General features: G+C 71.5%; 21 protein-coding genes. 16 read left to right on the top strand and 5 right to left on the bottom strand.

Annotation, left to right across the window (positions count from 1 at the left end):
- The first annotated feature begins 255 nt into the window (after positions 1–255).
- The 5 genes from ACQ614_RS22810 to ACQ614_RS22790 all read left to right on the top strand — a co-directional run bounded on the left by ACQ614_RS22810 (position 256) and on the right by ACQ614_RS22790 (position 8,303).
- Positions 256–3,981 carry a multifunctional oxoglutarate decarboxylase/oxoglutarate dehydrogenase thiamine pyrophosphate-binding subunit/dihydrolipoyllysine-residue succinyltransferase subunit gene (locus ACQ614_RS22810; RefSeq protein ID WP_431680455.1) on the top strand — a complete coding sequence of 1,242 codons (3,726 nt, stop codon included), beginning with the start codon at positions 256–258 and terminating at the stop codon, positions 3,979–3,981.
- Positions 3,982–4,141: 160 nt separating this feature from the next.
- Entirely contained in the window at positions 4,142–5,956 is a 1,815-nt protein-coding gene (locus tag ACQ614_RS22805) for a serine/threonine-protein kinase (protein ID WP_431680452.1), read from the top strand.
- Positions 5,957–6,023: 67 nt separating this feature from the next.
- Positions 6,024–6,203: a DUF6104 family protein gene (locus tag ACQ614_RS22800; RefSeq protein ID WP_030267971.1), complete on the top strand. Its 180-nt coding sequence runs from the start codon at positions 6,024–6,026 to the stop codon at positions 6,201–6,203.
- A gap of 174 nt (positions 6,204–6,377) precedes the next feature.
- Positions 6,378–7,286 (top strand): DUF4097 family beta strand repeat-containing protein, encoded by a 909-nt coding sequence (locus ACQ614_RS22795; protein WP_363490759.1) that lies wholly within the window; start codon positions 6,378–6,380, stop codon positions 7,284–7,286.
- 3 nt (positions 7,287–7,289) lie between these two features.
- Positions 7,290–8,303 carry a PadR family transcriptional regulator gene (locus tag ACQ614_RS22790; protein ID WP_431680450.1) on the top strand — a complete coding sequence of 338 codons (1,014 nt, stop codon included), beginning with the start codon at positions 7,290–7,292 and terminating at the stop codon, positions 8,301–8,303.
- A 55-nt stretch (positions 8,304–8,358) separates the two neighbouring features.
- Here ACQ614_RS22790 and ACQ614_RS22785 read toward each other — a convergent pair whose 3' ends face one another.
- Together ACQ614_RS22785 and ACQ614_RS22780 are read right to left on the bottom strand one after the other, a co-directional pair.
- Positions 8,359–9,321, bottom strand: a complete 963-nt coding sequence (locus ACQ614_RS22785; protein WP_431680449.1) for a zinc-binding dehydrogenase — start codon at positions 9,319–9,321, stop codon at positions 8,359–8,361.
- Positions 9,322–9,508: 187 nt separating this feature from the next.
- Complete coding sequence (locus tag ACQ614_RS22780; RefSeq protein WP_431680447.1) at positions 9,509–10,705, bottom strand: NAD(P)-dependent malic enzyme; 1,197 nt, start codon at positions 10,703–10,705, stop codon at positions 9,509–9,511.
- 685 nt (positions 10,706–11,390) lie between these two features.
- On the opposite strand from ACQ614_RS22780, the gene ACQ614_RS22775 reads away from it, so the two are divergent.
- From ACQ614_RS22775 to ACQ614_RS22755, 5 genes are all read left to right on the top strand, one after another.
- Positions 11,391–12,314, top strand: a complete 924-nt coding sequence (locus ACQ614_RS22775; protein ID WP_431680445.1) for an ABC transporter substrate-binding protein — start codon at positions 11,391–11,393, stop codon at positions 12,312–12,314.
- Positions 12,315–12,708: 394 nt separating this feature from the next.
- Positions 12,709–13,638: an ABC transporter substrate-binding protein gene (locus tag ACQ614_RS22770; protein WP_431680444.1), complete on the top strand. Its 930-nt coding sequence runs from the start codon at positions 12,709–12,711 to the stop codon at positions 13,636–13,638.
- A 33-nt stretch (positions 13,639–13,671) separates the two neighbouring features.
- On the top strand, positions 13,672–14,646 hold the full coding sequence (locus ACQ614_RS22765; RefSeq protein ID WP_431680442.1) for an amino acid ABC transporter permease: 975 nt from the start codon (positions 13,672–13,674) through the stop codon (positions 14,644–14,646).
- 38 nt (positions 14,647–14,684) lie between these two features.
- Positions 14,685–15,437, top strand: a complete 753-nt coding sequence (locus tag ACQ614_RS22760) for an amino acid ABC transporter ATP-binding protein (RefSeq protein WP_431683994.1) — start codon at positions 14,685–14,687, stop codon at positions 15,435–15,437.
- Positions 15,438–15,556: 119 nt separating this feature from the next.
- Positions 15,557–16,147: a CGNR zinc finger domain-containing protein gene (locus ACQ614_RS22755; RefSeq protein WP_431680440.1), complete on the top strand. Its 591-nt coding sequence runs from the start codon at positions 15,557–15,559 to the stop codon at positions 16,145–16,147.
- Positions 16,148–16,196: 49 nt separating this feature from the next.
- Here the strand turns inward: ACQ614_RS22755 and sodX are convergent, their stop codons facing one another.
- A complete protein-coding gene (sodX, locus tag ACQ614_RS22750) occupies positions 16,197–16,640 on the bottom strand; it encodes a nickel-type superoxide dismutase maturation protease (protein ID WP_431680438.1) in 444 nt (147 codons plus the stop codon).
- 179 nt (positions 16,641–16,819) lie between these two features.
- Between sodX and sodN the strand changes: the two genes are divergently transcribed.
- The 4 genes from sodN to ACQ614_RS22730 all read left to right on the top strand — a co-directional run bounded on the left by sodN (position 16,820) and on the right by ACQ614_RS22730 (position 19,810).
- Positions 16,820–17,218: a superoxide dismutase, Ni gene (gene sodN, locus ACQ614_RS22745; RefSeq protein WP_030267960.1), complete on the top strand. Its 399-nt coding sequence runs from the start codon at positions 16,820–16,822 to the stop codon at positions 17,216–17,218.
- 309 nt (positions 17,219–17,527) lie between these two features.
- A complete protein-coding gene (locus ACQ614_RS22740; RefSeq protein ID WP_431680435.1) occupies positions 17,528–18,013 on the top strand; it encodes an N-acetyltransferase family protein in 486 nt (161 codons plus the stop codon).
- Positions 18,014–18,242: 229 nt separating this feature from the next.
- Positions 18,243–18,656, top strand: a complete 414-nt coding sequence (locus ACQ614_RS22735; protein WP_363490737.1) for an anti-sigma regulatory factor — start codon at positions 18,243–18,245, stop codon at positions 18,654–18,656.
- 134 nt (positions 18,657–18,790) lie between these two features.
- On the top strand, positions 18,791–19,810 hold the full coding sequence (locus tag ACQ614_RS22730) for an RNA polymerase sigma factor SigF (protein ID WP_431680433.1): 1,020 nt from the start codon (positions 18,791–18,793) through the stop codon (positions 19,808–19,810).
- Between the two features lie 62 nt (positions 19,811–19,872).
- Here ACQ614_RS22730 and ACQ614_RS22725 read toward each other — a convergent pair whose 3' ends face one another.
- The gene (locus ACQ614_RS22725) at positions 19,873–20,328 is read right to left on the bottom strand and encodes a hypothetical protein (RefSeq protein ID WP_431680432.1); all 456 of its coding nucleotides are present in this window, start codon (positions 20,326–20,328) and stop codon (positions 19,873–19,875) included.
- A gap of 51 nt (positions 20,329–20,379) precedes the next feature.
- On the opposite strand from ACQ614_RS22725, the gene ACQ614_RS22720 reads away from it, so the two are divergent.
- Positions 20,380–21,351, top strand: a complete 972-nt coding sequence (locus ACQ614_RS22720; protein WP_431680429.1) for a diacylglycerol/lipid kinase family protein — start codon at positions 20,380–20,382, stop codon at positions 21,349–21,351.
- A 344-nt stretch (positions 21,352–21,695) separates the two neighbouring features.
- On the top strand, positions 21,696–21,947 hold the full coding sequence (locus ACQ614_RS22715) for a WhiB family transcriptional regulator (protein ID WP_030267905.1): 252 nt from the start codon (positions 21,696–21,698) through the stop codon (positions 21,945–21,947).
- A gap of 312 nt (positions 21,948–22,259) precedes the next feature.
- On the opposite strand, the gene ACQ614_RS22710 is transcribed toward ACQ614_RS22715, so the two are convergent.
- Positions 22,260–23,777, bottom strand: a complete 1,518-nt coding sequence (locus ACQ614_RS22710) for a sensor histidine kinase (RefSeq protein WP_363490729.1) — start codon at positions 23,775–23,777, stop codon at positions 22,260–22,262.
- Between the last annotated feature and the right edge of the window lie 344 nt (positions 23,778–24,121).

Genomic DNA, 24,121 nt, shown 5'->3' with positions numbered 1-24,121 from the left:
CTGTTCGGGGTCGGCCCCGCTCCGTACCCAGACGTCCGTATTGTCAGATTTTATGGGGATAATGGAGCGGAGCAAAGGTGTCCGGATACCCGCTCCGGTGGGTTTCTAACGCACACAACCGGCCAATTTCCGGCCGACCACTGTGATCTGGGCGACGCCTGGCCAGGGGGGACTGCGCGATCACTGGTCGGAGGCGTAGCCTTAATCCCCGCTGTCCACCATCCCAAAAGGAAGCGGAAGAGGGCGGTTGCCCCGATGTCGCCACACCCTGAAACCCCCAGCTCGGCAAGCACCACTGGCTTCGGCCCCAATGAGTGGCTCGTCGACGAGATCTACCAGCAGTACCTCCAGGACCCGAACTCGGTAGACCGGGCCTGGTGGGACTTTTTCGCCGACTACAAGCCCGGTACCGAGGTGACTCCAGTGACCCAGGCCGCAACCCAGGTCGGCCCCACGCCGACCCCCGTTGCCGCTGCTGCTCCTGCCGCCCCAGCGGCGCCCGCACCCGCTGCACCGGCCGCGCCGGTCCAGCCGGCGCCTGCGCCGCTCGCCGCGGCCCCTGCCGCGCCGCCCGCGCCGAAGGCCACCGCACCCGCGGCGCCCGCGCCGGCCGCCCAGGGCCCCGAGCTCGTCCCGCTGCGCGGCCCCGCGAAGGCCGTCGCCTCGAACATGGACGCCTCGCTGGAGGTGCCGACCGCGACGTCGGTGCGTGCCGTCCCGGCCAAGCTGCTGATCGACAACCGCATTGTCATCAACAACCACCTGCAGCGCGCCCGCGGCGGCAAGGTCTCCTTCACCCACCTGATCGGTTACGCCCTCGTCCAGGCCATCAAGGCCTCGCCGGGCATGAACCACAGCTACAAGGTGGAGGACGGCAAGGCCTTCCTGGTCAAGCCGGAGCACGTGAACCTCGGTCTGGCCATCGACCTGGTGAAGCCCAACGGCGACCGCCAGCTGGTCGTCGCGGCCATCAAGAAGGCCGAGACGCTGGACTTCTTCGGCTTCTGGCAGGCCTACGAGGACATCGTCCGCCGGGCCCGCGCCAACAAGCTGACCATGGAGGACTTCACCGGGGTCACCGTCTCGCTGACCAACCCCGGCGGCATCGGCACCGTGCACTCCGTGCCCCGCCTGATGCAGAACCAGGGCACCATCGTCGGCGTCGGCGCCATGGAGTACCCGGCCGAGTTCCAGGGCTCCTCCCCCGACACCCTCGCCCGCCTCGGCGTCTCGAAGATCATGACGCTGACCTCGACCTACGACCACCGGGTCATCCAGGGCGCGGCCTCCGGCGAGTTCCTGCGCACCATCCACCAGCTCCTGCTGGGCGAGCACGGCTTCTACGACGAGGTCTTCGAGTCGCTGCGCATCCCCTACGAGCCGGTGCGCTGGGCGACCGACGTCGCCGCCACCCACGACGACGAGGTCAACAAGACCGCGCGCGTCATGGAGCTCATCCACGCGTACCGCGTGCGCGGCCACCTGATGGCCGACACCGACCCGCTGGAGTACAAGCAGCGCAAGCACCCCGACCTGGACGTCGTCCAGCACGGCCTCACCCTGTGGGACCTGGAGCGCGAGTTCGCGGTCGGCGGCTTCGGCGGCCAGAAGATGATGAAGCTCCGCGACATCCTCGGCCTGCTGCGCAACACCTACTGCCGCACCGTCGGCATCGAGTACATGCACATCCAGGACCCGAAGCAGCGCAAGTGGCTGCAGGAGCGCCTGGAGAAGCCGTACACCAAGCCCGAGCGCGAGGAGCAGCTGCGCATCCTGCGCCGGCTGAACTCCGCCGAGGCCTTCGAGACCTTCCTGCAGACCAAGTACGTCGGGCAGAAGCGTTTCTCGCTGGAGGGCGGCGAGTCCCTCATCCCGCTGCTGGACGCGACGATCGACGCCGCCGCCGAGCACCGTCTGGACGAGGCCGTCATCGGCATGGCCCACCGCGGCCGCCTCAACGTGCTGGCCAACATCGTCGGCAAGCCGTACGGCAAGATCTTCGGCGAGTTCGAGGGCAACCTCGACCCGAAGTCGATGCACGGTTCCGGCGACGTGAAGTACCACCTGGGCGCCGAGGGAACCTTCACCGGCCTGGACGGCGAGGAGATCAAGGTCTCGCTCGCGGCCAACCCCTCCCACCTGGAGGCCGTGGACCCGGTCGTCGAGGGCATCGCCCGCGCCAAGCAGGACATCCTGGACCAGGGCGGCACGACCTTCCCGGTGCTGCCGATCCAGATCCACGGCGACGCGGCCTTCGCGGGCCAGGGCGTGGTCGCGGAGACCCTGAACATGTCGCAGCTGCGCGGCTACCGCACCGGCGGCACCGTGCACATCGTGGTCAACAACCAGGTCGGCTTCACCGCCGCCCCGGCGTCCTCGCGCTCGTCGATGTACTGCACCGACGTGGCCCGCATGATCGAGGCGCCGATCTTCCACGTGAACGGCGACGACCCGGAGGCCGTGGTCCGCGTCGCGCGGCTCGCCTTCGAGTTCCGGCAGGAGTTCCACAAGGACGTCGTCATCGACCTCATCTGCTACCGCCGCCGCGGTCACAACGAGGCCGACAACCCGTCCTTCACCCAGCCGCTGATGTACGACCTGATCGACAAGAAGCGCTCGGTGCGCAAGCTCTACACCGAGGGCCTGATCGGTCGCGGCGACATCACCATGGAAGAGGCCGAGCAGGCGCTGCAGGACTTCCAGGGCCAGCTGGAGAAGGTCTTCGCCGAGGTCCGCGAGGCGGCCACCGCGCCGGCCCCGGCCGCCAACGGCAAGCCGGTCGCCGACTTCCCGGTCAACATCCGGACCGGCATCTCCGAGGAGATGGTGAAGCGGATCGCCGCCTCGCAGGTCAACCTGCCGGACTGGCTGACCGTCCACCCGCGCCTGCTGCCGCAGCTGCAGCGCCGCGCCGCCTCGGTCGAGGACAACACCATCGACTGGGCCATGGGCGAGACCCTCGCCATCGGCTCGCTGCTGATGGAGGGCCACCCCGTCCGCCTGGCCGGCCAGGACAGCCGCCGCGGCACCTTCGGCCAGCGCCACGCCGTCCTCATCGACCGCACCACCGGCGAGGACTACACCCCGCTGCTGTACCTGACCGAGGACCAGGCCCGCTTCACCGTCTACGACAGCCTGCTGTCGGAGTACGCGGCGATGGGCTTCGAGTACGGCTACTCGCTGACCCGCCCGAACGCGCTGGTCATGTGGGAGGCGCAGTTCGGCGACTTCGTCAACGGCGCGCAGACCATGGTCGACGAGTACATCGCCTCGGCCGAGCAGAAGTGGGGCCAGCACTCCGGCGTCGTCCTGCTGCTGCCGCACGGCTACGAGGGCCAGGGCCCGGACCACTCGTCCGCCCGCCCGGAGCGCTTCCTCCAGCTGTGCGCGCAGAACAACATGACGGTCGCGATGCCGACCTCGCCGTCGAACTACTTCCACCTGCTGCGCTGGCAGGCGCACAACCCGCACCACAAGCCGCTGGTCGTCTTCACCCCGAAGTCGATGCTGCGTCTGAAGGCCGCGGCGGCCGCCACCGACGAGTTCCTGACGGGCTCGTTCAAGCCGGTCATCGGGGACACCGCGGTGGACCCGTCGCAGGTGCGCAAGGTCGTCATCACCTCCGGCAAGTTCTACTACGACCTGGAGGCGGCCCGCGCCGAGCGCGGCGTCACCGACACCGCCCTCGTCCGCGTCGAGCGGCTCTACCCGCTGCCGGTGGCCGAGCTCCAGGAGGAGCTGGGCCGCTACGGCGACGACGTCCAGTTCATCTGGGCGCAGGAGGAGCCGGCCAACCAGGGTGCATGGCCGTTCATCGCCATGAACCTGGTCGACCACCTGCAGGTCGTCGTCGGCCGCAACGCCAACGGCGCCCGCCTGCGCCGCGTCGCCCGGACGGCCTCCTCGGCCCCCGCGGTCGGCTCGGCCAAGCGCCACGCCGCCGAGCAGCAGGCCCTCGTCGACGAGGTGTTCTCGCTCTGACGCGCTGTCGCTGACACAGCGTCACGGGGCCCGGTCCCGCCGTCCAGGCGGGGCCGGGCCCTTGCGTTCTCCGCGGCCGTTCCCCGTGCCCCGGCCGATCTGCCGGTCCGTCAGGTCGCTACCGTAGGGCCGTCGTATCGCACCTTCGGGGAGCCGCCGCATGTCCAACGATCTGCCGTCCGTGTTCCAGCCGCTGCAGCCGGAGGACCCGAGGGAGGTCGGCGGCTACCGGATCTTCGCGCGGCTCGGTGCGGGCGGCATGGGCCGCGTCTACCTCTCGTACACGCCGGGCGGCCGGCCGGTCGCGCTCAAGGTGGTGCGGGCGGAGTTCGCCGAGGACGGCGAGTTCCGGCGGCGGTTCGCCCAGGAGGTCGCCAACGCCCAGCGCATCCACGGCCTCTACACCGCGCAGGTGATCGACTCCGGCCCGGACGCCGAGGCGCCCTGGCTGGTCACCGCCTACGTGCCCGGCCCCTCGCTGCAGCAGGTGATCCGCGGGCACGGCGCGCTGCCGACCCGCACCGTGCTGCTGCTGATCGGCGGCATCGCCGAGGCCCTGCAGGCGATCCACAGCGTGCAGGTGGTGCACCGGGACCTCAAACCGGCCAACGTGCTGGTCGCCGAGGACGGTCCGCGGGTGATCGACTTCGGCATCGCCCGGGCCGCCGACGCCACCGCGCTCACCGGCACCGGTTACCGGATCGGCTCCCCCGCGTTCATGTCGCCCGAGCAGGCCCAGGGCAGACCGGTCACCGCCGCCACCGACGTCTTCGCGCTGGGCGCCCTCGCGGCGTACGCGGCCGGCGGCACCCCGCCGTTCGGCGAGGGCCCGGACACCGCGGTGCTCTACCGGGTGGTCCACGAGGAACCGGACCTGGCGGGCGTCCCCGCCGACCTGCGGGACCTGCTGGCCCGCTGTCTGGCCAAGGACCCGGCGCAGCGGCCGTCCCCGGCCGAGGTCATCGAGGCTGCCCGCAGCCACCCCGCGGTCGGCGGCCAGCTCCGGTTCGCCGACGACTGGCTGCCCGCCCAGGTGAACACCGAGATCACCCGCCGCTCCGATCTGCCGCGCACACCGGCGGGCCCGCTGCCGGTGCCGCCCGCCGCGCCCCCGATGCCGACCCTGCCGGCCACCACCCCGTCGATCGGGGCTCCGCCGGTGCCGACCGCCCCTCCCACCGCCCCTGCGGCGGGCCCCTCCCTGCCGCCGGCCGGCGGGGTGGCGCCGCCCCTCGGGATGTTCGGGCCCGCCGAGCCGGCCGCGGCCCCCACCGGGCCGATGCCGCCGGTCCACGGCGCGCCGGCCGGGTGGGGCGCTCCGGCGCCCGGTCCGCAGGCCGCCCCGTACCCGGCCGCGCCCCCGCCCGCGCCGACGGGCCGCGGCGGTGTCTCCTGGAAGGTGCTGCTCACCGTGGTCGCGGTCACGGCGGTGGCCGGCACCGCGATCGGGGTGGCGCTCAGCTCCGGCGACGACCGCACCGGGTCCGGGAAGGCACCGGGCACCGCCACAGCCGCCACGGGCGGCCCGGGGACCTCCGGGCCGCCCGGATCCGGGTCCACGACCGCCACCAAGAAGCCCGCGCCGACCGCGGCCGCGTACACCGCGGTCTACCGCGATACCACCCTGACCATCCCGCCGAACGCCCGGTACGAGTACAACCTCACCACCGGCAAGGTGGTGGCGGACGACGAGTCCTCCTGGTCGGTGCGGACCTTCGGCCCGGAGTTCCGGCTGAAGGACAAGTCGGACGCCTTCGTCGCCCAGGGCGGCGGCGAGCTCACCCCGGAAGCCTGCGCGGCCGGGGTGGACAGCTCCCCGCTCACCACGGTCAAGTTCGAGGCGGTGCCGGAGGGCAGTTCCTTCTGTGTCCGCCTGCGGACCTCCGGCGACCTCGTCGTGCTGAAGACGGTCAAGCTGGGCGACAGCGACGGCGCCGCGACCTGCACCCTCACCTACTGGCGCAAGTCCGGCTGAGCCGCCGGGCTCGCGCCCCCGCCGGTCTATCCTGACCGGGTCACACCCCACCGGACCGGAGCACAGCGTGTACTTCACCGACCGAGGCATCGAGGAGCTGGAGAGCCGTCGCGGCGACGAGGAGGTCACCTTCGAGTGGCTGGCCGAGCGGCTGCGCGAGTTCGTCGACCTCAACCCGGACTTCGAGATCCCGGTCGAGCGGCTGGCCACCTGGCTGGCCCGCCTCGACGACGAGGACGAGGACTGATCCGCAGCACCGCACGCGCACTGCACGACCAGGGCCCGGAAGGCATCCGCCTTCCGGGCCCTGGCACGTGTCGGGGTCGGGTGTCGGGGTCGAGTCGGGGTTGACTTCACCTCATCGCGATATATCGTGTTAATCAGTCGACGCGATACATCGCGAACGGGAGGACGGGGAATCATGAGCGAGTGGACGGTCGAAGGACCCGAGAAGATCACCATCGACGAGCCGGTCACCGGCCTGCACGTCCGGATCATCGGGGGTGCCGTCAACGTCGTGGCCGCCGACGGCCCGGCCCGCCTGGAGGTCACCGAGCTGGAGGGCGAGCCGCTGCAGGTGGACCTCAAGGACGGCGTGCTCACCGTGGCCTACAAGGACCTCGGCTGGAGCGACCTCTCCGAGACCGTGAAGTCCCTCCAGTCGGTCAAGGCCTTCCTCGCCTCGCTGCGCCGCAAGCGCCGCGCCGTCGTCTCGCTCGCCGTGCCGGCCGGCACCGAGGTCAGGATCGGCTCCGCCTCCGCGGACACCACCGTCTCCGGCATCGGCGGCCCGGTCACCGTTCACGGCGCGAGCGGCGCCGTCACCCTGGTCGGCCTCTCCGGGCGCACCCAGGCCAACACCGTCTCCGGCGACGTGGACGCCCAGTCGGTCTCCGGCGAGCTGCGCGTCCACACCGTCTCCGGGCAGCTCACCGTGGTCGCCGGCACCGCCGACAAGGTGCAGGCCAAGACCGTGAGCGGCGCCGTCACGCTCGACCTCGACGTGCAGACGCCCACCGACATCACCGTCACCACGGTCAGCGGCCCGGTCGGCGTCCGGCTGCCCTCGGTCGCGGACGCCAAGGTCGAGGCCGGCACCACCACCGGTGACGTCACCTCCACCTTCGCCGAGCTCACCGTCGCCGGCAGCTGGGGCGCCAAGCGGCTCTCCGGCCAGCTCGGCAGCGGCACCGGCCGGCTCCAGGTGACCACCGTCTCCGGCGCGATCACCGTGCTCCACCGCCCCGAGGACGAGGACGCCCCGGCGCCCGCCAAGGAGCTCACCACCGGCCCCGACCACGGCGGCCCCGACCTGACCAAGGAGGCCTGAGCGATGTCGCCCGTCTTCGGCCACGGCCGGCTCCGGCTCTACCTGCTCAAGCTGCTCGACGAGTCGCCCCGGCACGGCTACGAGGTCATCCGCCTCCTGGAGGAGCGCTTCCAGGGGCTGTACGCGCCCTCCGCCGGCACGGTCTACCCGCGGCTCGCCAAGCTGGAGAAGGAGGGCCTGGTCACCCACAGCACCGAAGGCGGCCGCAAGGTCTACCGGCTCACCGACGCGGGCCGCACCGAACTGGCCGCCCGCCAGGACGAGCTGGCCGAGCTGGAGGTCGAGATCCGCGACTCCGTCGCCCAGCTCGCCGGGGCGATCCGCGAGGACGTCCGGGACACCGCGAAGGACCTCCGCGAGGAGCTGTGGGGCGCCGCCAAGAAGGCCCCCCGCCCGGAGGCCGCCCCCGGCGGCGATGCCTGGGCCGGGCCCTGGGGCGACCGCGAGGCCTGGCAGCGCACCAAGGACGAGTACGAGCGCTTCAAGGCCCAGGCCAAGGAGCAGGCCACGCGCGCCAAGGAGCAGGAGCGCGCAGCCAAGGCCAAGGCGAAGGCGGCCGAGGAGGAGGCCCGTCGGCTGCGCGAGCAGTCCAAGGCCGCCCGCAGCGCCACCCAGCAGGAGGCCCTGCGGATCAAGCGGCGGGTCGAGGAGCAGGTCCGCGAACACGCCTCGCGCGGCGACTGGTCGACCGGCCTCACCGAGGGCCTGGCCGAGCTCACCCGCAGCCTGGGCGGGCTCGCCGACGCCGCCCGCTGGGGCCACCAGGCCCCGGCCGAGGAGGTCAGGGTGACCCGGATCGACCTCGACAAGGACACCCCGGACGACACCGCCCCGGCCGATCTGCCCGACTGGGCCCGCACCGATCCGGACGCCGACCCGGCACGCGAGCTGGAGCGCCTGCTCGACCGCTTCCGCGACCGCGTCCGCGACGCCGCCCGCGACAACGGGGTGACCCGTGATCAGCTGACGCAGGCCCAGGCCACGCTGGCCGCAGCGGCCAAGCGGCTGTTCGGCTGAGTACAGAGGCACCCCAGGGCCCTGGCGGACGACCGTCCGCCAGGGCCCTGCCGTGTCAGGGGGTCAGGACGAGCTTGCCGAAGACGTCGCCCTTGGCGAGACGGGCGAAGGCGTCGCGGGCCTCGGTCAGCGGCATGACGGAGTCGATGACCGGCCGCACGCCGGAGTTGGCGCACAGTGCGAGCAGCCCGGCCAGCTCCTCCTTGGTGCCCATGGTGGAGCCGACCACCTTGAGCTCCAGGAAGAAGATCCGGTTCAGCTCGGCGGCCTTCGGGCTCGGGCCCGAGGTGGCGCCGGAGATGACGATCGTTCCGCCCGGACGGAGCGACTTCACCGAGTGCGACCAGGTCGCCGCGCCGACGGTCTCCATCACCGCGTCCACCCGCTCCGGGAGCCGGGCGCCGCTCTCGAAGGCGGCGTCGGCGCCGAGGTCCACGGCGCGGGCGCGCTTGGCCTCGTCCCGGCCGGTGACCCAGACCCGCAGGCCGGCGGCCTTGGCGAGGACGATCAGCGCGGTGGAGACGCCGCCGCCGGCACCCTGCACGAGCACGGTGTCGCCGGGCTTGACCCCGGCGTTGGTGAAGAGCATCCGGTAGGCGGTCAGCCAGGCGGTGGGCAGGCAGGCGGCCTGCTCGAAGGTGAGCTCGGCGGGCTTGGGCAGCAGGTTCCAGGTGGGTACGGCGACCTTGGCGGCGAAGGTGCCCTGGTAGCGCTCGGTGAGGATGGAGCGCGGCTCGTCCGGGCCGACCCCGTGGCCGCTCTGGCCGACGACGGAGTGGATGACGACCTCGTTGCCGTGCTCGTCGACGCCGGCGGCGTCGCAGCCCAGGATCATCGGCAGGCGCTCGGCGGGCAGGCCGACGCCGCGCAGCGACCAGAGGTCGTGGTGGTTGAGGGTGGCGGCCCTGACCGTGACGACGCTCCAGCCCTCGCGGGCCTCGGGCTCCGGGAGTTCGCCCAACTCCAGTGCGCTCAGCGGGTCGTCCGGGTCGATACGGGCGGCGTAGGCAGCGAACATGTGACGGACGATAGCGGCGCGGACACGCGGCCGGTACCACGCAACCGTGTGACCTGCGCTACCGGAGCGCCTGCACCGCCGAGCGGGAAAGGGGCGCGGGGGCCTGCGCGGAGCGGAAGGCCGGCAGCTGCTGCCTTCCGTCTCGCGCGGCCCCCGCGCCCCGGGTTCCGCTCCTGCGGTGTGACCGCTACAGGCGGGCGACGCCCTCGGCGCGGGCGGCCTCGGCGACCGCCCGGGTGACGGCCGGTGCGACCCGCTCGTCGAACGGCGACGGGATGACCTTCTGCGGCGTCAGCTCGTCGGCGACCACGGCGGCGAGCGCCTGGGCGGCGGCCAGCTTCATGCCCTCGGTGATCCGGGTGGCCCGGACCGACAGGGCGCCGGCGAAGATGCCGGGGAAGGCCAGCACGTTGTTGATCTGGTTCGGGAAGTCGCTGCGCCCGGTGGCGACGACCGCCGCGTACCTGTGCGCGACCTCGGGGTGGATCTCCGGGTTCGGGTTGGCCATCGCGAAGACGAAGCAGCCCTCGGCCATGGTGGCCACGACGTCTTCCGGCACGGTGCCGCCGGAGACGCCGATGAAGACGTCGGCGCCGGCCAGCGCGTCGGCCAGCGAGCCCTTGATGCCGGTGCGGTTGGTCAGCGCGGCGATCTCGGCCTTGACGTCGGTGAGGTCCTCGCGGCCCTGGTGCACGACGCCTCGGCGGTCGCAGACGGCCACGTCGCCGATGCCGGCGGCGAGGAGCATCTTGGCGATGGCGATGCCGGCCGCGCCGGCGCCGGAGATGACGGCCCGCAGGCTGCCGATCTCACGGCCGGTCACCTTGGCCGCGTTCCACAGGGCGGCGGTGGTGACGATGGCGGTGCCGTGCTGGTCGTCGTGGAAGACCGGGATGTCCAGGGCGTCCTGCAGCCGGCGCTCGATCTCGAAGCAGCGCGGGGCGGAGATGTCCTCCAGGTTGACGCCGCCGAAGGACGGGGCCAGCCGGACGACGGTCTCGACGATCTCGTCCACCTCGGTGCAGGCCAGCGCGATCGGGACGGCGTCCACGCCGCCGAACTGCTTGAACAGGATCGCCTTGCCCTCCATCACGGGCAGCGACGCCTCCGGGCCGATGTCGCCGAGGCCGAGCACGGCGGTGCCGTCGGTGACGACCGCGACGGTGTTGGCCTTCCAGGTGTAGTCGTTCACCAGCTCGGGCTGCTCGGCGATGGCGGTGCAGACCCGGGCGACGCCGGGAGTGTAGGCGAGGGACAGGTCGTCCGCGTCGCGCACCGGAACAGTGGCCCGGACCTCCATCTTGCCGCCGCGGTGGAGTGCGAAAACGGCGTCGACCGGATCGTCGGTGTCCTGCGTGTTGGGGTGGATGATCTCCGCTGCCACGTTGACCTCTTCGTCAATTGATCAGCGAGGACGCACGGGCCGACGGTCGATCGACGCCGCGGACGCCGCCGCGGGGACGGCAGCGCCGGGTACGCCAGGCGCACCCGGTGTCCGGGGTCGGGGCGCGGCCGCCGGGCTGCGCCCTCGGGTGAGGGTTTTGGGTGTTCTGCGTAGTGCTTCCGGTCGTGCCCAGGCGCATCCGCATCAGTACGGACGGTGAGACGCACCGCTCGAGCCTAGGTCGGACAAAGGCACCGCACCTGTGCCTTTCCGTCCTCGACGTGCACCGTTCACCGCATTGCGGCCCTTGACAGTGCCGGATTCCGGTGGAATCCGGCCGCCGGGGGCGACAGGCGGCGGGCGGGACACGCACCCGCAGGAGTGAACGCAGACACGGAAGGGGAGCTGGTGCCTCGGCTACGGAGTCGGCGTCGTCGACTTCCGGTCCTGCGCACCCCGGATCCACCCGCTCGATTGTGAGCAGCGGAACCGGCGGTCTGCCTTCGTTCGTCGGGGGTCACCCGATACCAGATTCTGACATACCCGCGACCTCGGACAGCAGGGAGGGATGGCAGGATCACATTTCCCACACCGACATCCGGACATCCCTGTCCCGCTCGCGGACGGGCACGGCCCCCGCCGGTAACCCGTCCGGCACCACCCGCTCTCCCAGGAGGACCCCCGCATGCACGCCAACGCGCCCATATCCGCCAGAGCCCTCGCCATCGGTGCGGCGCTCGCCGCGGGGTCCCTCCTGCTGACCGCGTGCGGCAGCTCCGGCCCGGCCAAGCCCAGCGCGGACGACCTGCACGGCCGCCTCCCGGAGCGCATCCGGACCGCGGGCGTGCTGAAGATCGCCTCGGACCTGAACTACGCCCCGGTGGAGTTCAAGGCCTCGGACGGCTCCGCCGTGGGCATCGACCCGGACATCGCGACGGCCGTCGGCAAGCAGCTCGGCGTGAAGGTCGAGATCAGCGACACCGCGTTCGACAAGCTGATCCCCGGTCTGCAGGCCAAGGAGTTCGACGTGGCGATGTCCGCCATGACGGACAACCGGCAGCGCCGCGAGGGCACCGACGACAGCGGCAAGCAGGTCAACCCGGGTGTGGACTTCGTGGACTACTTCATCGCCGGCACCTCGATCCTGGTGCCCCAGGGCAACCCGGACAAGATCGGCAAGCTGGACGACCTGTGCGGGCACACGGTGGCCCTGCAGCGCGGCACCACCCAGGCGGCGATCATCGAGCGCCAGGTCGGCGCCTGCGCCCGGGCCCACAAGCCACTGACGGTGAACCTCTTCGACAACGACAGCGAGGCCCTGGCCGAGCTGGCGGCGGGCCGCGCCGACGCGGACCTGAACGACTACCCGGTGGCCGCGTACGTCGCCGCCAAGGGCGGCCCGAACGGCACCAAGTTCGAGGTGGTCGGCGCCCAGCTGCAGCCCTCCCCGTACGGCATCGCGGTGTCCAAGGAGAACACCGAGCTGCGCGACGTGCTGGCGAAGGCCATCAATCAGCTGATCCGTACCGGCGAGTACGAGAACATCCTGAAGAAGTGGGAGGTCTCCGCCGGCGCCGTGCAGAACGCGGTCGTCAACGGCGGATTCTGAGTGGCGGACGCTCCGGCCGGGTTTCCCGGCCGGACGGCACCAAGTCTGCATACTTATACGCAGGGTGACAGGAGGTCGGAATTCGTCCGGATAGCGGACAACAGGGCCCCTCGTTATCCGATTTTGATCTGAATCGGGGCCCGTTCACCGTCCGTGAGTGGCAGGATTCCACCCAACTCGGATCGAACATGCCTCCCCCTCGGGGGCGCCCTCCCTGTGAGGCGGTCCGACGTGCGCTCACCTCGGCGGAGGGTGGCGACATGCACGACGTGAAGACCCGTACAAGTGAACGACCGGGCCGGCGCAGCACGACGGAGTGCCACCGCCGACCGGGCGACCGCCACCCCCCGGCGTAGCGCTCCGCTCGTCTCTCCCCCAGGAGGAGATCCCCCTCATGACCGCTCGCACCCTGCGCCCCCGCATCGTCGCGGCAGGCGCCGCCCTCGCGGCCGGCACCCTGTTCCTCACCGCCTGCGGCTCCTCGACGAGCAGCACCGGTTCGGGTGCCGCGTCCCCGACGAGCTCCGTCAAGGCCGTCGCCGCCGACCCGTCGCTCGCCGCGCTCGTCCCCGCGGACGTGAAGTCCGGCGGCAAGCTCTCGGTCGCCACCGACGCCTCCTACGCGCCGAACGAGTTCAAGGACGACAAGGGCGCCATCGTCGGCATGGACGTCGACCTCGCCAAGGCCATCGCGGCGAAGCTGGGGCTCTCGGCGGACGTCCAGAACGCGGACTTCACCTCGATCATCCCGGGCATCGCGGCCAAGAAGTACCAGGTCGGCATGAGCTCCTTCACGGACACCAAGGAGCGCGAGCAGACCGTCGACATGGTCACCTACTTCACGGCCGGCTCCGCCATCGCCGTGAAGAAGGGCAACCCGGACAAGATCGACCCGAAGGACCTCTGCGGCAAGAAGGTCGCCGTCCAGACCGGCACCACCCAGGCCGACGAGATCAAGGACGTCCGCAACCCCGAGTGCGTGAAGGCCGGCAAGGCCCCGATCCCGGGCGACGGCGACAAGTTCTCGCTGCAGACGGACGTCACCCAGGCCCTGGTGGCCGGCCGTGACCAGGTCATGATGGCGGACTCCCCGGTCGTCGACTACGCGCTGAAGCAGACCAACGGGCAGCTGGAGAAGATCGGCGACACCTACGACAGCGCCCCCTACGGCATCGTCATCGCCAAGGGCTCGGACCTGAGCAAGGCCGTCCAGGGTGCCGTCCAGTCGCTGATCGCCGACGGCACGTACAAGCAGATCCTCGACAAGTGGGGTGTCTCGGCCGGCGCGATCACCACGTCCGAGATCAACGCGGCCAAGAGCTGACGTTCCGCAACCAACCCCCTGAGGCTACTCAACGTGAACCCTATCGATCAGGGGCCGGTGAAGACGGGACGGCCTGAGGCCATCAAGGCCGTCCCGGTCCGCCACCCCGGACGCTGGGCCGGAGCCGTCGTCGTCGTGGTCCTCGCGGCGATGCTGATCCACGCCCTGGTGACCAACCCCGCCTTCCAGTGGTCGGTGGTCGGCGACACCCTGTTCAACGACCAGATCCTGCACGGCCTGCTCGTCACCCTCGAACTGACCGCCCTGGCGATGGTCATGGGCGTGTTCGGCGGCATCGTCCTCGCGGTGATGCGGCTCTCGCCCAACCCGCTGCTGTCCGGTGTGGCCTGGGTGTACATCTGGATCTTCCGCGGCACCCCGGTGCTGGTGCAGCTGGTGTTCTGGAACTTCCTGGCCGCCATCTGGCCGAAGCTCTCGATCGGCATCCCGTTCGGCCCCGAGTTCGTCTCGGGCTCGACCAACAGCCTGATCCCGGTCTTCGTCGCCGCCCTGCTGGGCCTCGGCCTGAACGAGGCCGCCTACATGGCGGAGATCGTCCGCGGCGGTCTGCAGTCGGTGAGCGAGGGCCAGACCGAGGCCGCGCACGCCCTCGGCATGAGCCGGTTCCAGACGATGAAGCGGATCGTCCTCCCGCAGGCGATGCGGGTGATCATCCCGCCGACCGGCAACGAGACCATCTCGATGCTGAAGACCTCGTCCCTGGCGAGCGTCATCGCCCTGGAGGAGCTCTACCAGGCCGGCCACAACATCTTCTCCCGGACGTTCCAGACCATCCCGGTGCTGATCGCGGTCAGCATCTGGTACCTGTTCCTGACTTCCGTCCTCACGATCGGGCAGTACTACATCGAGCGGCACTACGCCCGCGGCGCCAACCGCACGCTGCCGCCGACGCCGCTGCAGAAGCTGCGCGGTCTGATCAGCGGCCGCCGCAAGCCGTCGAAGGCGCACGACGTGGTACCGGGTCTGGAAGGAGGCGGTCACCTGTGAGCGACCTGGCGAAGACCCCCGCCGACGCGACCCACGCCATGGTCCGCGCGGAGGGCGTCCACAAGTCCTACGGCCTCGTCGAGGTGCTCAAGGGCATCAACCTGGAGGTCAAGCAGGGCGAGGTGTTCGTGCTGGTCGGCCCGTCGGGCTCCGGCAAGTCCACCTTCCTGCGCTGCATCAACCACCTGGAGAAGATCAACGCCGGCCGGCTCTACGTCGACGGCGACCTGGTGGGCTACCGGCAGAAGGGTGACAGGCTCTACGAGCTGAAGGACAGCGAGGTGGCGCGCCAGCGGCGCGACATCGGCATGGTCTTCCAGCACTTCAACCTGTTCCCGCACATGACGGCGCTCGAGAACGTCATCGAGGCGCCGGTGCAGGTCAAGGGCGAGAACAAGTCCGCCGCCAAGGAGCGGGGCATGGCCATGCTGGACCGGGTCGGCCTGGCCGGCAAGGCCGGCAACTACCCGTCCCAGCTCTCCGGCGGCCAGCAGCAGCGTGTCGCGATCGCCCGTGCGCTCGCCATGCAGCCCAAGCTGATGCTCTTCGACGAGCCCACCTCGGCGCTCGACCCCGAGCTGGTCGGCGAGGTCCTCGACGTCATGCGCGGCCTCGCCGAGGAGGGCATGACCATGGTCGTGGTCACCCACGAGATGGGCTTCGCCCGCGAGGTCGGCGACGCGCTGGTCTTCATGGACGGCGGCGTGGTCGTCGAGTCCGGCGACCCGCGCGAGGTGCTCAGCAACCCGCAGCACGAGCGGACCAAGCTGTTCCTGTCCAAGGTGCTCTGACCCTGCGGTCAGCGCGAAGGCGCCCTTCACCCCCCGGGGAGGCGGGCGCCTTCGCGCTGACCGGTTCAGGTAATACCCTTGAGGCAGCTTGCCTGTTACCGGCCCCGGAAGGACCACTCGTGGAGCTCGCCTCGTACGCCGACTACGCCGTTCGGCTGGTCAACACCGAGGAACCGGACCGCGGCCGGGACGCGCTGACCTCGGTGGACTCCGTCCGTGCCCTGTTCGGGACGGCCGGCCGGGCCGCCGCCCTCGCCGACGAGGCCGACCTGCCGCGGCTGCGGGGCGTCCGCACCCGGCTGCGCGGCGTCTTCGAGGCGGCCGCCGAGGGCGAGGAGGTCCGGGCCGTCGACCTGCTCAACAGCCTGATGGTCGAGTACCCGGTCAGCCCGCTGGTCTCCGGCCACGACTACCTGGACGAGGCCGGCCGCCCGCGCTGGCACCTCCACCTGGCCGACAACGCCGCCACCGCCACCGCCAACTTCACCGCGGTCGCCTGCATGGGCCTGGCCATCCACCTCACCGAGCTCGGCGCCGACCGGCTGGGCATCTGCCAGGCCGCCCCCTGCCGCAACGCCTACCTGGACACCTCGACCAACCGCTCGCGCCGCTACTGCTCCGACCGCTGCGCGACCCGGGCCAACGTCGCCGCCTACCGCGCCCGCAAGCGCGAGGAGGCCGCCCGCGCCGCCCTCGCCGCCCGCGACTGAAGCCCTACGGCACCGGGGCGGCCGACAAGGGGCGCGGGGAACTGCGCCCCTACAGCTCCACGTCCAGCGGGCGGAAGGCACCCAGCCGGGCGGCGAGCGCCGGGAGGCGGGCCAGCAGCACGCCGTTCAGGGCGCGTTCCAGGGCGGGTGCCGGGGCCAGCCAGGCCGGGCGGGGCCGCAGCCGCAGCAGGACGCGGCCGAGCACCAGTTCCGCCGGCACCGCCCCGTACTCGCGGCTGTCGGTGGTCACCAGCGGGTTGTCCGACAGCAGCCACCAGCCGCCCGGACGGCGTCCGGCCGCCCGCTTCACCAGCAGCAGGTCCTGCCGCAGCGGGTGCCGCACCAGCACCACGGCCCCCGGCCTGATCCGGGCGCCGTAGCGGACCAGCACCCGGTCCCCGTCGCGCAGCGTGGGCCGCATCGAGGGGCCCGCCACGTCGATCACCCCGAACGGCAGCAGACCACCGCCGCCCGCCGCCCTCTCCTCGGCCATCCGCTCTCCCCTGCCCGTGCGTCGCCGTCCAGTGTCCAGCATGGCGGCGCGCCCGGCGCCCGCCCGATATCGACCGGTTGGGCCTCCTCCTTTTGCCCTAGGCCCCCGGGCCAACCGCGAAACGGCGGGGGCGGCGGGGTAATCTCGCTCGCGGGAAGACGATCTAAGGAAGGACTCCCATGTTCTCTCGTCTGTTTGCTCCGCGAGCCACCGCGCACGCCCACTGCGACCTGCCCTGCGGCGTGTACGACCCGGCCCAGGCCCGTATCGAGGCCGAGTCCGTGAAGGCCACTCAGGAGAAGTACCAGGCCAACGAGGACCCGCACTTCCGTGCGCGCGCCATCGTCATCAAGGAGGAGCGCGCCGAGCTGGTCAAGCACCACCTCTCGGTGCTGCACACCGACTACTTCAAGGCCCCGCACTTCGAGGCCTACCCGCAGCTGCACGACCTGTTCAACAAGGCCGGCAAGGCCGCCTCGGCCGCCAAGGCCTCCACGGACCCGGCCACCGGCCAGGCCCTGCTCGACCTGATCGCCGAGATCGACCGCATCTTCTGGGAGACCAAGAAGGCCGCCTGATCACGCATCAGTAACTCCGAAGGCCCGTCCGCGTCCGTCGCGGCCGGGCCTTCGGCATGTCGGCCGGGTGGCGGCGGCGTAGGCTCGTGTCACGGGTCGGACCGCCCGGCCGGGCCCGCCGTCCGAGCGAGGGAGGCCGCGATGGGCACAGCGGCACCCGGCCGCCGGCCGCCCCGGCGCAGGACGGCCGGATCGCCCCTCGGGCCGCGGTCCGGGCCACGGGCGGGCGGGCCCCTGCCGGCCCCGCCGTCGGAGGTCCGCGGAAATTAACCTTTCCGCCCGGCCGGTGCGTCCGAGTACCCTCGCCGTATGATCCGCACCGCCCTGGCCACCGACGTCCCCGTCATCCACGCCATGATCCGCGAGCTCGCCGAGTACGAGCGGGCCCTGGACGAGGCACGGGCCACCGAGGAGCAGTTGCACGACGCGCTCTTCGGGGAGCACCCGGCGGTGTTCGGGCTGATCGCCGAGGACGACGCCACCGGCGAGCCGGTCGGCTTCGCCCTGTGGTTCCGCAACTTCTCCACCTGGCGCGGCACCCACGGCATCTACCTGGAGGACCTCTACGTGCGCCCGTCCCGGCGCGGCGGCGGCCACGGCAGGGCGCTGCTGGCCGAGCTGGCCCGGATCTGCACGGAGCGCGGGTACGCGCGGCTGGAGTGGTCGGTCCTGGACTGGAACGAGCCGTCGATCGGCTTCTACAAGTCGCTCGGCGCGGTGCCGATGGACGAGTGGACGGTCTTCCGGCTGGCCGACGACGCGCTGGCCGAGCTCGGCGGGTCGGCAGGGCGGTGAGCGGCCGGGTCGCCCGTTCCCGTGATCGTGGCCGGAGATCGCGACATCGGCCCGCCGATCGCGGTAACGTCTCGGGCGGATGCGTGGCGTTCGGGGAGCCCCGGGTGGGTATGAACCGGTTCGTACCGCACCACCCCTCGGACGAGTTGGGGCGAAGCAGTTGAGCGAAGCAAGAGGAAGTGCCGCGGCCGTCCGGCCGCAAGCACCGCGCGTCACCCAGGAGGTGAGGGTGTCCCAGATCGACGGTGAGCCCGACGTGAAGGACTTCGTCGAGGTCCGGCTGCCCGCGGCGGGTGCCTACCTCTCGGTGCTGCGAACAGCGACGGCGGGCCTCGCGGCCCGCTTGGACTTCACCCTGGACGAGATCGAGGATCTCCGTATCGCGGTGGACGAGGCCTGCGCCATCCTGCTCCAGCAGGCGGTGCCGGGCTCCGTGCTCAGCTGCGAGTTCCGGCTGGTCGGAGACTCGCTCAAGGTCACCGTCGCCGCGCCGACGACCGACGGCCGCGCCCCCGAGCGGGACACCTTCGCCTGGACGGTGCTCTCCGCACTGGCCGGCGAGGTGGACTCGTCCGTGGGCGAGGACAACACCGTCAGCATCAGCCTGCACAAGAAGCGCGGCGGGTCTCCTGCCCAGCCGTAGCGCCGTGCGCCCAGGGCCGTACGCGCAGGTGTCGACCTGCGAGGACGACATTCCGCGCGTGCGGCTCCCCCGTACCGCAGTCCGCTGCGGTACACCCAGTGAGAAGTGCTCCCGGAACGGAACGGGTGATCGCCGTGAGTGATCTGGACCGCACAGGTGCCACCGGGGTGCCTGCGGCCACCGCAGACGTGGCCGTACCGCCCCAGGCGAGCGCTGCCCGCATCGCCGACGCCTCCCCGACTGACGACGCGTACCCGAAGGACGCCCGCCCGATGAGCCAGCCGACCGATCCGACACCGGAGCAGCCCGCAGCGGCGGACGCGCCCGCGGACGAGGAGCTGCGGACCGCCGCAGCCGTCGTGCGCGGCGCGGTGCCCGCCCAGGGCCACCGCTCGGCGGCGCCGGACCGCGAGGCCGCCAGGGCGCTCTTCGTGCGGCTGGCCGAGCTGCCGGAGGGCTCGCCGGAACGGGTGGAGATCCGCAACCAGCTGGTGCGGATGCACATCCCGCTGGTCGAGCACCTGGCCCGGCGGTTCCGCAACCGCGGCGAGCCGCTGGACGACCTGACCCAGGTCGCCACCATCGGTCTGATCAAGTCCGTGGACCGCTTCGACCACGAGCGCGGGGTGGAGTTCTCCACCTACGCGACGCCGACGATCGTCGGCGAGATCAAGCGGCACTTCCGGGACAAGGGCTGGGCGGTCCGGGTGCCGCGCCGCCTGCAGGAGCTGCGGCTGTCGCTGACCACGGCGACCAGCGAGCTCTCGCAGCGGCACGGGCGCTCCCCCACCGTGCACGAACTGGCCGAGCACCTCGGGATCTCCGAGGAGGACGTGCTGGAGGGGCTGGAGTCGGCCAACGCCTACTCCACGCTCTCCCTGGACGTGCCGGACAGCGACGACGAGTCGCCCGCCGTGGCCGACACCCTCGGCGCGACGGACGAGGCCCTGGAGGGCGTGGAGTACCGGGAGTCGCTCAAGCCGCTGCTGGCCCAGCTGCCGCCGCGCGAGCAGAAGATCCTGGTGCTGCGCTTCTTCCGCAACATGACGCAGTCGCAGATCGCCGCCGAGGTGGGCATCTCGCAGATGCACGTCTCGCGGCTGCTCGCCCGCACCCTGGCCCAGCTGCGGGAGAAGCTCCTCGTCGAGGAGTGAGGCCGGACGCGAAGGAGCGGCGGGGGCGCGGTGCGGACCGCGCCCCCGCCGCTCCGTCGTTCTCAGCCGCGGTCGCCGTACAGGGCCGCGGTGACCTTGGGGTTGAGCAGCGAGACGATGCCGGCCAGGCCGAGCAGGCCGACGGCCACCGCGGCGACCCGCACGGCGCCGCCGCCCTGCCACATGTAGTAGGCGACCGGCAGGCAGATCGAGTTGGTCAGCACGGCCGGGCTGCGGCCCCAGCGGCGCAGCCGCAGCAGCGCCCGGCCGGCCAGCAGTGGGAAGAGGCCCATCAGCAGCAGGACCGCGGCGCCGGCCTCGCTGCGGCCCAGTGCGGCCTGGTCGCCGACCAGACCGGCGACGACGTCGTAGAGGCCCCAGCCGGCCAGTGCGGCACCCTCCAGCAGGGTGATCACGGCACCCGCCAGCAACGGGGCCGGGCGGTCCCCGGCGGGGCTGTGGGAGCCCTCCTGGCCGGGCGCGGGGGCGGACGGGGGCTGGGCGGTCTCTGCGGTCACTCCAGCAGGGTAACCGTCGCGCCCCGCGTACCGACCCGTAGGCTGGCGTTCATGCGCGCTCTCCTGGTCGTGAACCCGAAGGCGACCACCACCAGTGGCCGCACCCGCGACGTGCTGATCCACGCCCTGCGCAGCGACCTCAAGCTGGAGGTCGCCCAGACGCGCTACCGGGGGCACGCGCGCGACCTGGCGCAGGCAGCGGCCGAGGACGGCGGGGTCGACCTCGTGGTGGCCCTCGGCGGGGACGGCACCGTGAACGAGGTGGTGAACGGGCTGTTGGCGCACGGCCCGTCCGACCGGGTGCCGCGCCTGGCGGTGGTGCCGGGGGGCTCGACCAACGTCTTCGCGCGGGCGCTCGGCCTGCCGAACCACCCGGTGGAGGCGACGGGCGCGCTGCTGGACGCGCTGGACGCGCGCCGCGAGCGGGCGATCGGCCTGGGCAAGGCGCTCTCCGAGGGACATTCGGACCGCTGGTTCACCTTCACCGCGGGGCTGGGCTTCGACGCCGGCGTGGTCGGGCGGGTGGAGGCGCAGCGCAGGGAGGGGCGCAGATCCACGCACGCGCTCTACGTCAACCAGGCGCTCCGGCACTATGTCACCGAGCGTGAGCACCGCCGGAACGGCCCCGTCACCCTGGAGATCAACGGGCAGGAGCCGGTGCCGGGCCTGGTGCTGTCGATAGTCAGCAACACCTCGCCGTGGACGTTCCTGGGGAACCGTCCGGTCTACCCCTCGCCCTCCGCGTCCTTCGAGACGCACCTGGACATCTTCGGCATCACTCGAATGACGGCGTTCGGCACGGCTCGAACGGTCCGTCAGATTCTGCGGTCGCACACCCCTGCGGAAGGCGGCGCCGCGGCTCCGGGACCGTCCGGGAAACACGTCGTCTCCTATCACGACGTTCGGCACTTCACCTTGGTTTCAGAGGAACCGGCCCCGTTTCAGGTCGACGGGGACCACCTTGGAGACAGGAGTCGCGTCAGTTTCACAGGCGTTCGGCGGGCACTGCGTGTGATTGTGTGACCAGAAGAGGGCTCCTCCCTTCTTCTCGAACGCGTTAGCCCCCTTCACCCCATAGAAGTACGGGCTGTGAGCTATGCGACACCGAAGAATCAAAAATTCCTTGCCGAAGGGGGTTGTATCCGGGCCTGAGGTTTGCGAACCTCTACATGGCGATCGGGACGGGCCGCAGCGGGACACGCGGCACTCCCTCGAATCGCCCGAACCCCACCTCAGCACAGACCACCCGGGCCTGATGGGCCTTTGGTCGCTTTTGTTGTTGCGGGATTCGTGAAAGCGTTCACATTCACAAGCCGTCGATTGCGTCGGCCGGGCCACCGCCCGCCGACCGGAGGAGTTGGACGACCATGGACTGGCGCCACCGCGCTGTCTGCCGCGAAGAGGACCCGGAGCTGTTCTTCCCGATCGGGAACACCGGTCCTGCTCTGCTGCAGATCGAGGAAGCCAAGGCCGTGTGCCGCCGCTGTCCCGTCATGGACCAGTGCCTGCAGTGGGCGCTCGAGACCGGTCAGGACGCCGGCGTCTGGGGCGGCATGAGCGAGGACGAGCGCCGTGCGATGAAGCGCCGCGCCGCCCGCAACCGCGCCCGCACCGCCTGACACGCCGTCGGCACCATCTGATCAACCCATGATCAAAGGTCCTGTCTCCCAGTGTTCCCAGGGCCTTCCGCACGATGGGTCGCGCATCACGGCGCGACCCGGACGACGCCGAGCCGCCAGGGGCCTTGATACTGCTCACTGAGAGCAATATTGTGGACCTGGGCCGCTCACCGTGTGCAACACGAGGAGCGCGTCGCACCCACAGAGCCCCCGTTCCGGCCGACTCCCCCCGACGGCCGGAACGGGTTGAGAGGCCCTGCCGACCCACCCCCCCGGTCGGCAGGGCCTCGTGGCGTTCCCGGCCCCCGAGGCCTACCGGACGGGGATCTCCAGGACGACCTTCGTCCCGCCGTCCGGGGCGGCGACCATGTCGAAGGTGCCGCCGAGTTCGCCGGTGACCAGGGTCCTGACGATCTGCAGGCCCAGGTTGCCGGCCTGCTGCGGGTCGAAGCCCTCGGGCATGCCGCGGCCGTCGTCCTGCACCGTGATCAGCAGGTACTCCTCGGGCCTGGCCCCGCCGTTCCAGCTGTCCGACCAGCCCATGCCGGTGGCGGGGGCCCTCCCCCGCAGGGCGCTGACCTCCAGGTTGCCCGCTGCCTTCGGGCCGAAGGCGTGTTCCAGCGCGTTCTGCATCAGCTCGTTGAGGATCATGGCGAGCGGGGTGGCGACCTCGGCCGTCAGGATGCCGAAGCTGCCGGTGCGCTTGGTGCTGACCAGCCCGTCCTGGGAGAGCTCCATCACCATGGCCAGCACCCGGTCGGCGATCTCGTCGAAGGCGACCTGCTCGTCCAGGGTCTGCGAGAGCGTCTCGTGCACGATGGCGATCGAGCCGACCCGGCGGACCGCCTCGTCCAGCGCGGCGCGGCCGGCGTCGGAGTCCATCCGGCGGGACTGCAGCCGCAGCAGGGCGGCGACGGTCTGCAGGTTGTTCTTCACCCGGTGGTGGATCTCCCGGATGGTGGCGTCCTTGGTCATCAGCTCGCGGTCGCGCCGCCGCAGTTCGGTGACGTCGCGGCAGAGCACCAGGGAGCCGGTGAGGGTGCCCTTCGGCTTCAGCGGGATGGAGCGGATGATGACCACACCGCCCTGGGCCTCGACCTCGGTCTGCCGCGGGGCCCAGCCGCTGGCCATCTTGACCAGCGCCTCGTGCACCGCGGTGCGCGAGGGCGGAGCCAACTCGGCGGTGGCACGGCCGAGATGACTGCCGACCAGGTCGGTGGTGAGGCCGATCCGGTGGTAGGCGGAGAGCGCGTTGGGGCTGGCGTAGGTGACGATGCCGTCGGCGTCGAGCCTGATCAGGCCGTCGCCGACCCGCGGCGCCGTGTCCATGTCGGTCTGCTCGGCCGGGTAGGGGAACGTTCCTGCAGCGATCATCTGCGCCAGGTCGGAGGCGCTCTGCAGGTAGGTGAGCTCCAGCCGGCTGGGGGTGCGGACGGTCAGCAGGTTGGTGTTGCGCGCGATCACGCCCAGCACCCGGCCCTCGCGCCGGACGGGGATCGACTCGACCCGGACGGGCACCTCCTCGCGCCACTCCGGGTCGCCCTCGCGCACGATCCGGCCCTCGTCGTAGGCGGCGTCCAGCAGCGGGCGGCGGCCGCGCGGGACGAGGTGGCCGACCATGTCGTCCTGGTAGGAGGTCGGCCCGGTGTTGGGGCGCATCTGGGCGACCGAGACGTACCGGATGCCGTCCCAGGTGGGGATCCACAGGACGAGGTCGGCGAAGGAGAGGTCGGAGAGCAGCTGCCACTCCGAGACCAGCAGGTGCAGCCACTCCACGTCGGCACCGGTGAGGGTGGTGTGGCGGCGGACGAGTTCGTTCAGCGAGGGCACAGGGCGAGCCTAACGAAAACGGCCCGGCGGGACCTGCCGCGATGTTGTCCAGACCAATCCCGGGCGACCTCTGGACAACCGCAATTGGTCTAGTCCACAATGGGAAACGCACCAAGGAGAGGCCCCCGCGCACACTGCCCTGACCGCGCGAGGCCGCTCCTCGGTCGGCGCACCGGCGGTCCGGGAGTCCCGCACAACTCCCGGCCGTACCGGCCGCCGACGACAGCTCCGGGCTGCGGTGCCGCACGGGTTGAGGGTCCTGTGTCGGCGCCGTGGCCCGTAGTGCTTTCCGCCGCCGGGCGGAAACGGCAGAAGGGGCGCGGTGAACCGCGCCCCTTCGTCGT

The organism is Kitasatospora dryopteridis, assembly GCF_050749075.1.
Lineage (GTDB): Bacteria > Actinomycetota > Actinomycetes > Streptomycetales > Streptomycetaceae > Kitasatospora.
The sequence above is the reverse complement of the archived record's forward strand: the minus strand, read 5'-3'. Positions and strand labels throughout refer to the sequence as shown.

What these genes read in the sequence shown, in the direction of transcription:
- ACQ614_RS22740 (WP_431680435.1), top strand. Translation starts at nt 17,528, where the DNA reads ATGATCCGCACCGCCCTGGCCACCGACGTCCCCGTCATCCACGCCATG.
- ACQ614_RS22715 (WP_030267905.1), top strand. Translation starts at nt 21,696, where the DNA reads ATGGACTGGCGCCACCGCGCTGTCTGCCGCGAAGAGGACCCGGAGCTG.
- ACQ614_RS22810 (WP_431680455.1), top strand. Translation starts at nt 256, where the DNA reads ATGTCGCCACACCCTGAAACCCCCAGCTCGGCAAGCACCACTGGCTTC.
- ACQ614_RS22775 (WP_431680445.1), top strand. Translation starts at nt 11,391, where the DNA reads ATGCACGCCAACGCGCCCATATCCGCCAGAGCCCTCGCCATCGGTGCG.
- ACQ614_RS22805 (WP_431680452.1), top strand. Translation starts at nt 4,142, where the DNA reads ATGTCCAACGATCTGCCGTCCGTGTTCCAGCCGCTGCAGCCGGAGGAC.
- ACQ614_RS22795 (WP_363490759.1), top strand. Translation starts at nt 6,378, where the DNA reads ATGAGCGAGTGGACGGTCGAAGGACCCGAGAAGATCACCATCGACGAG.
- ACQ614_RS22770 (WP_431680444.1), top strand. Translation starts at nt 12,709, where the DNA reads ATGACCGCTCGCACCCTGCGCCCCCGCATCGTCGCGGCAGGCGCCGCC.
- ACQ614_RS22760 (WP_431683994.1), top strand. Translation starts at nt 14,685, where the DNA reads ATGGTCCGCGCGGAGGGCGTCCACAAGTCCTACGGCCTCGTCGAGGTG.
- sodX (WP_431680438.1), bottom strand. Translation starts at nt 16,640, where the DNA reads ATGGCCGAGGAGAGGGCGGCGGGCGGCGGTGGTCTGCTGCCGTTCGGG.
- sodN (WP_030267960.1), top strand. Translation starts at nt 16,820, where the DNA reads ATGTTCTCTCGTCTGTTTGCTCCGCGAGCCACCGCGCACGCCCACTGC.
- ACQ614_RS22790 (WP_431680450.1), top strand. Translation starts at nt 7,290, where the DNA reads ATGTCGCCCGTCTTCGGCCACGGCCGGCTCCGGCTCTACCTGCTCAAG.
- ACQ614_RS22720 (WP_431680429.1), top strand. Translation starts at nt 20,380, where the DNA reads ATGCGCGCTCTCCTGGTCGTGAACCCGAAGGCGACCACCACCAGTGGC.
- ACQ614_RS22785 (WP_431680449.1), bottom strand. Translation starts at nt 9,321, where the DNA reads ATGTTCGCTGCCTACGCCGCCCGTATCGACCCGGACGACCCGCTGAGC.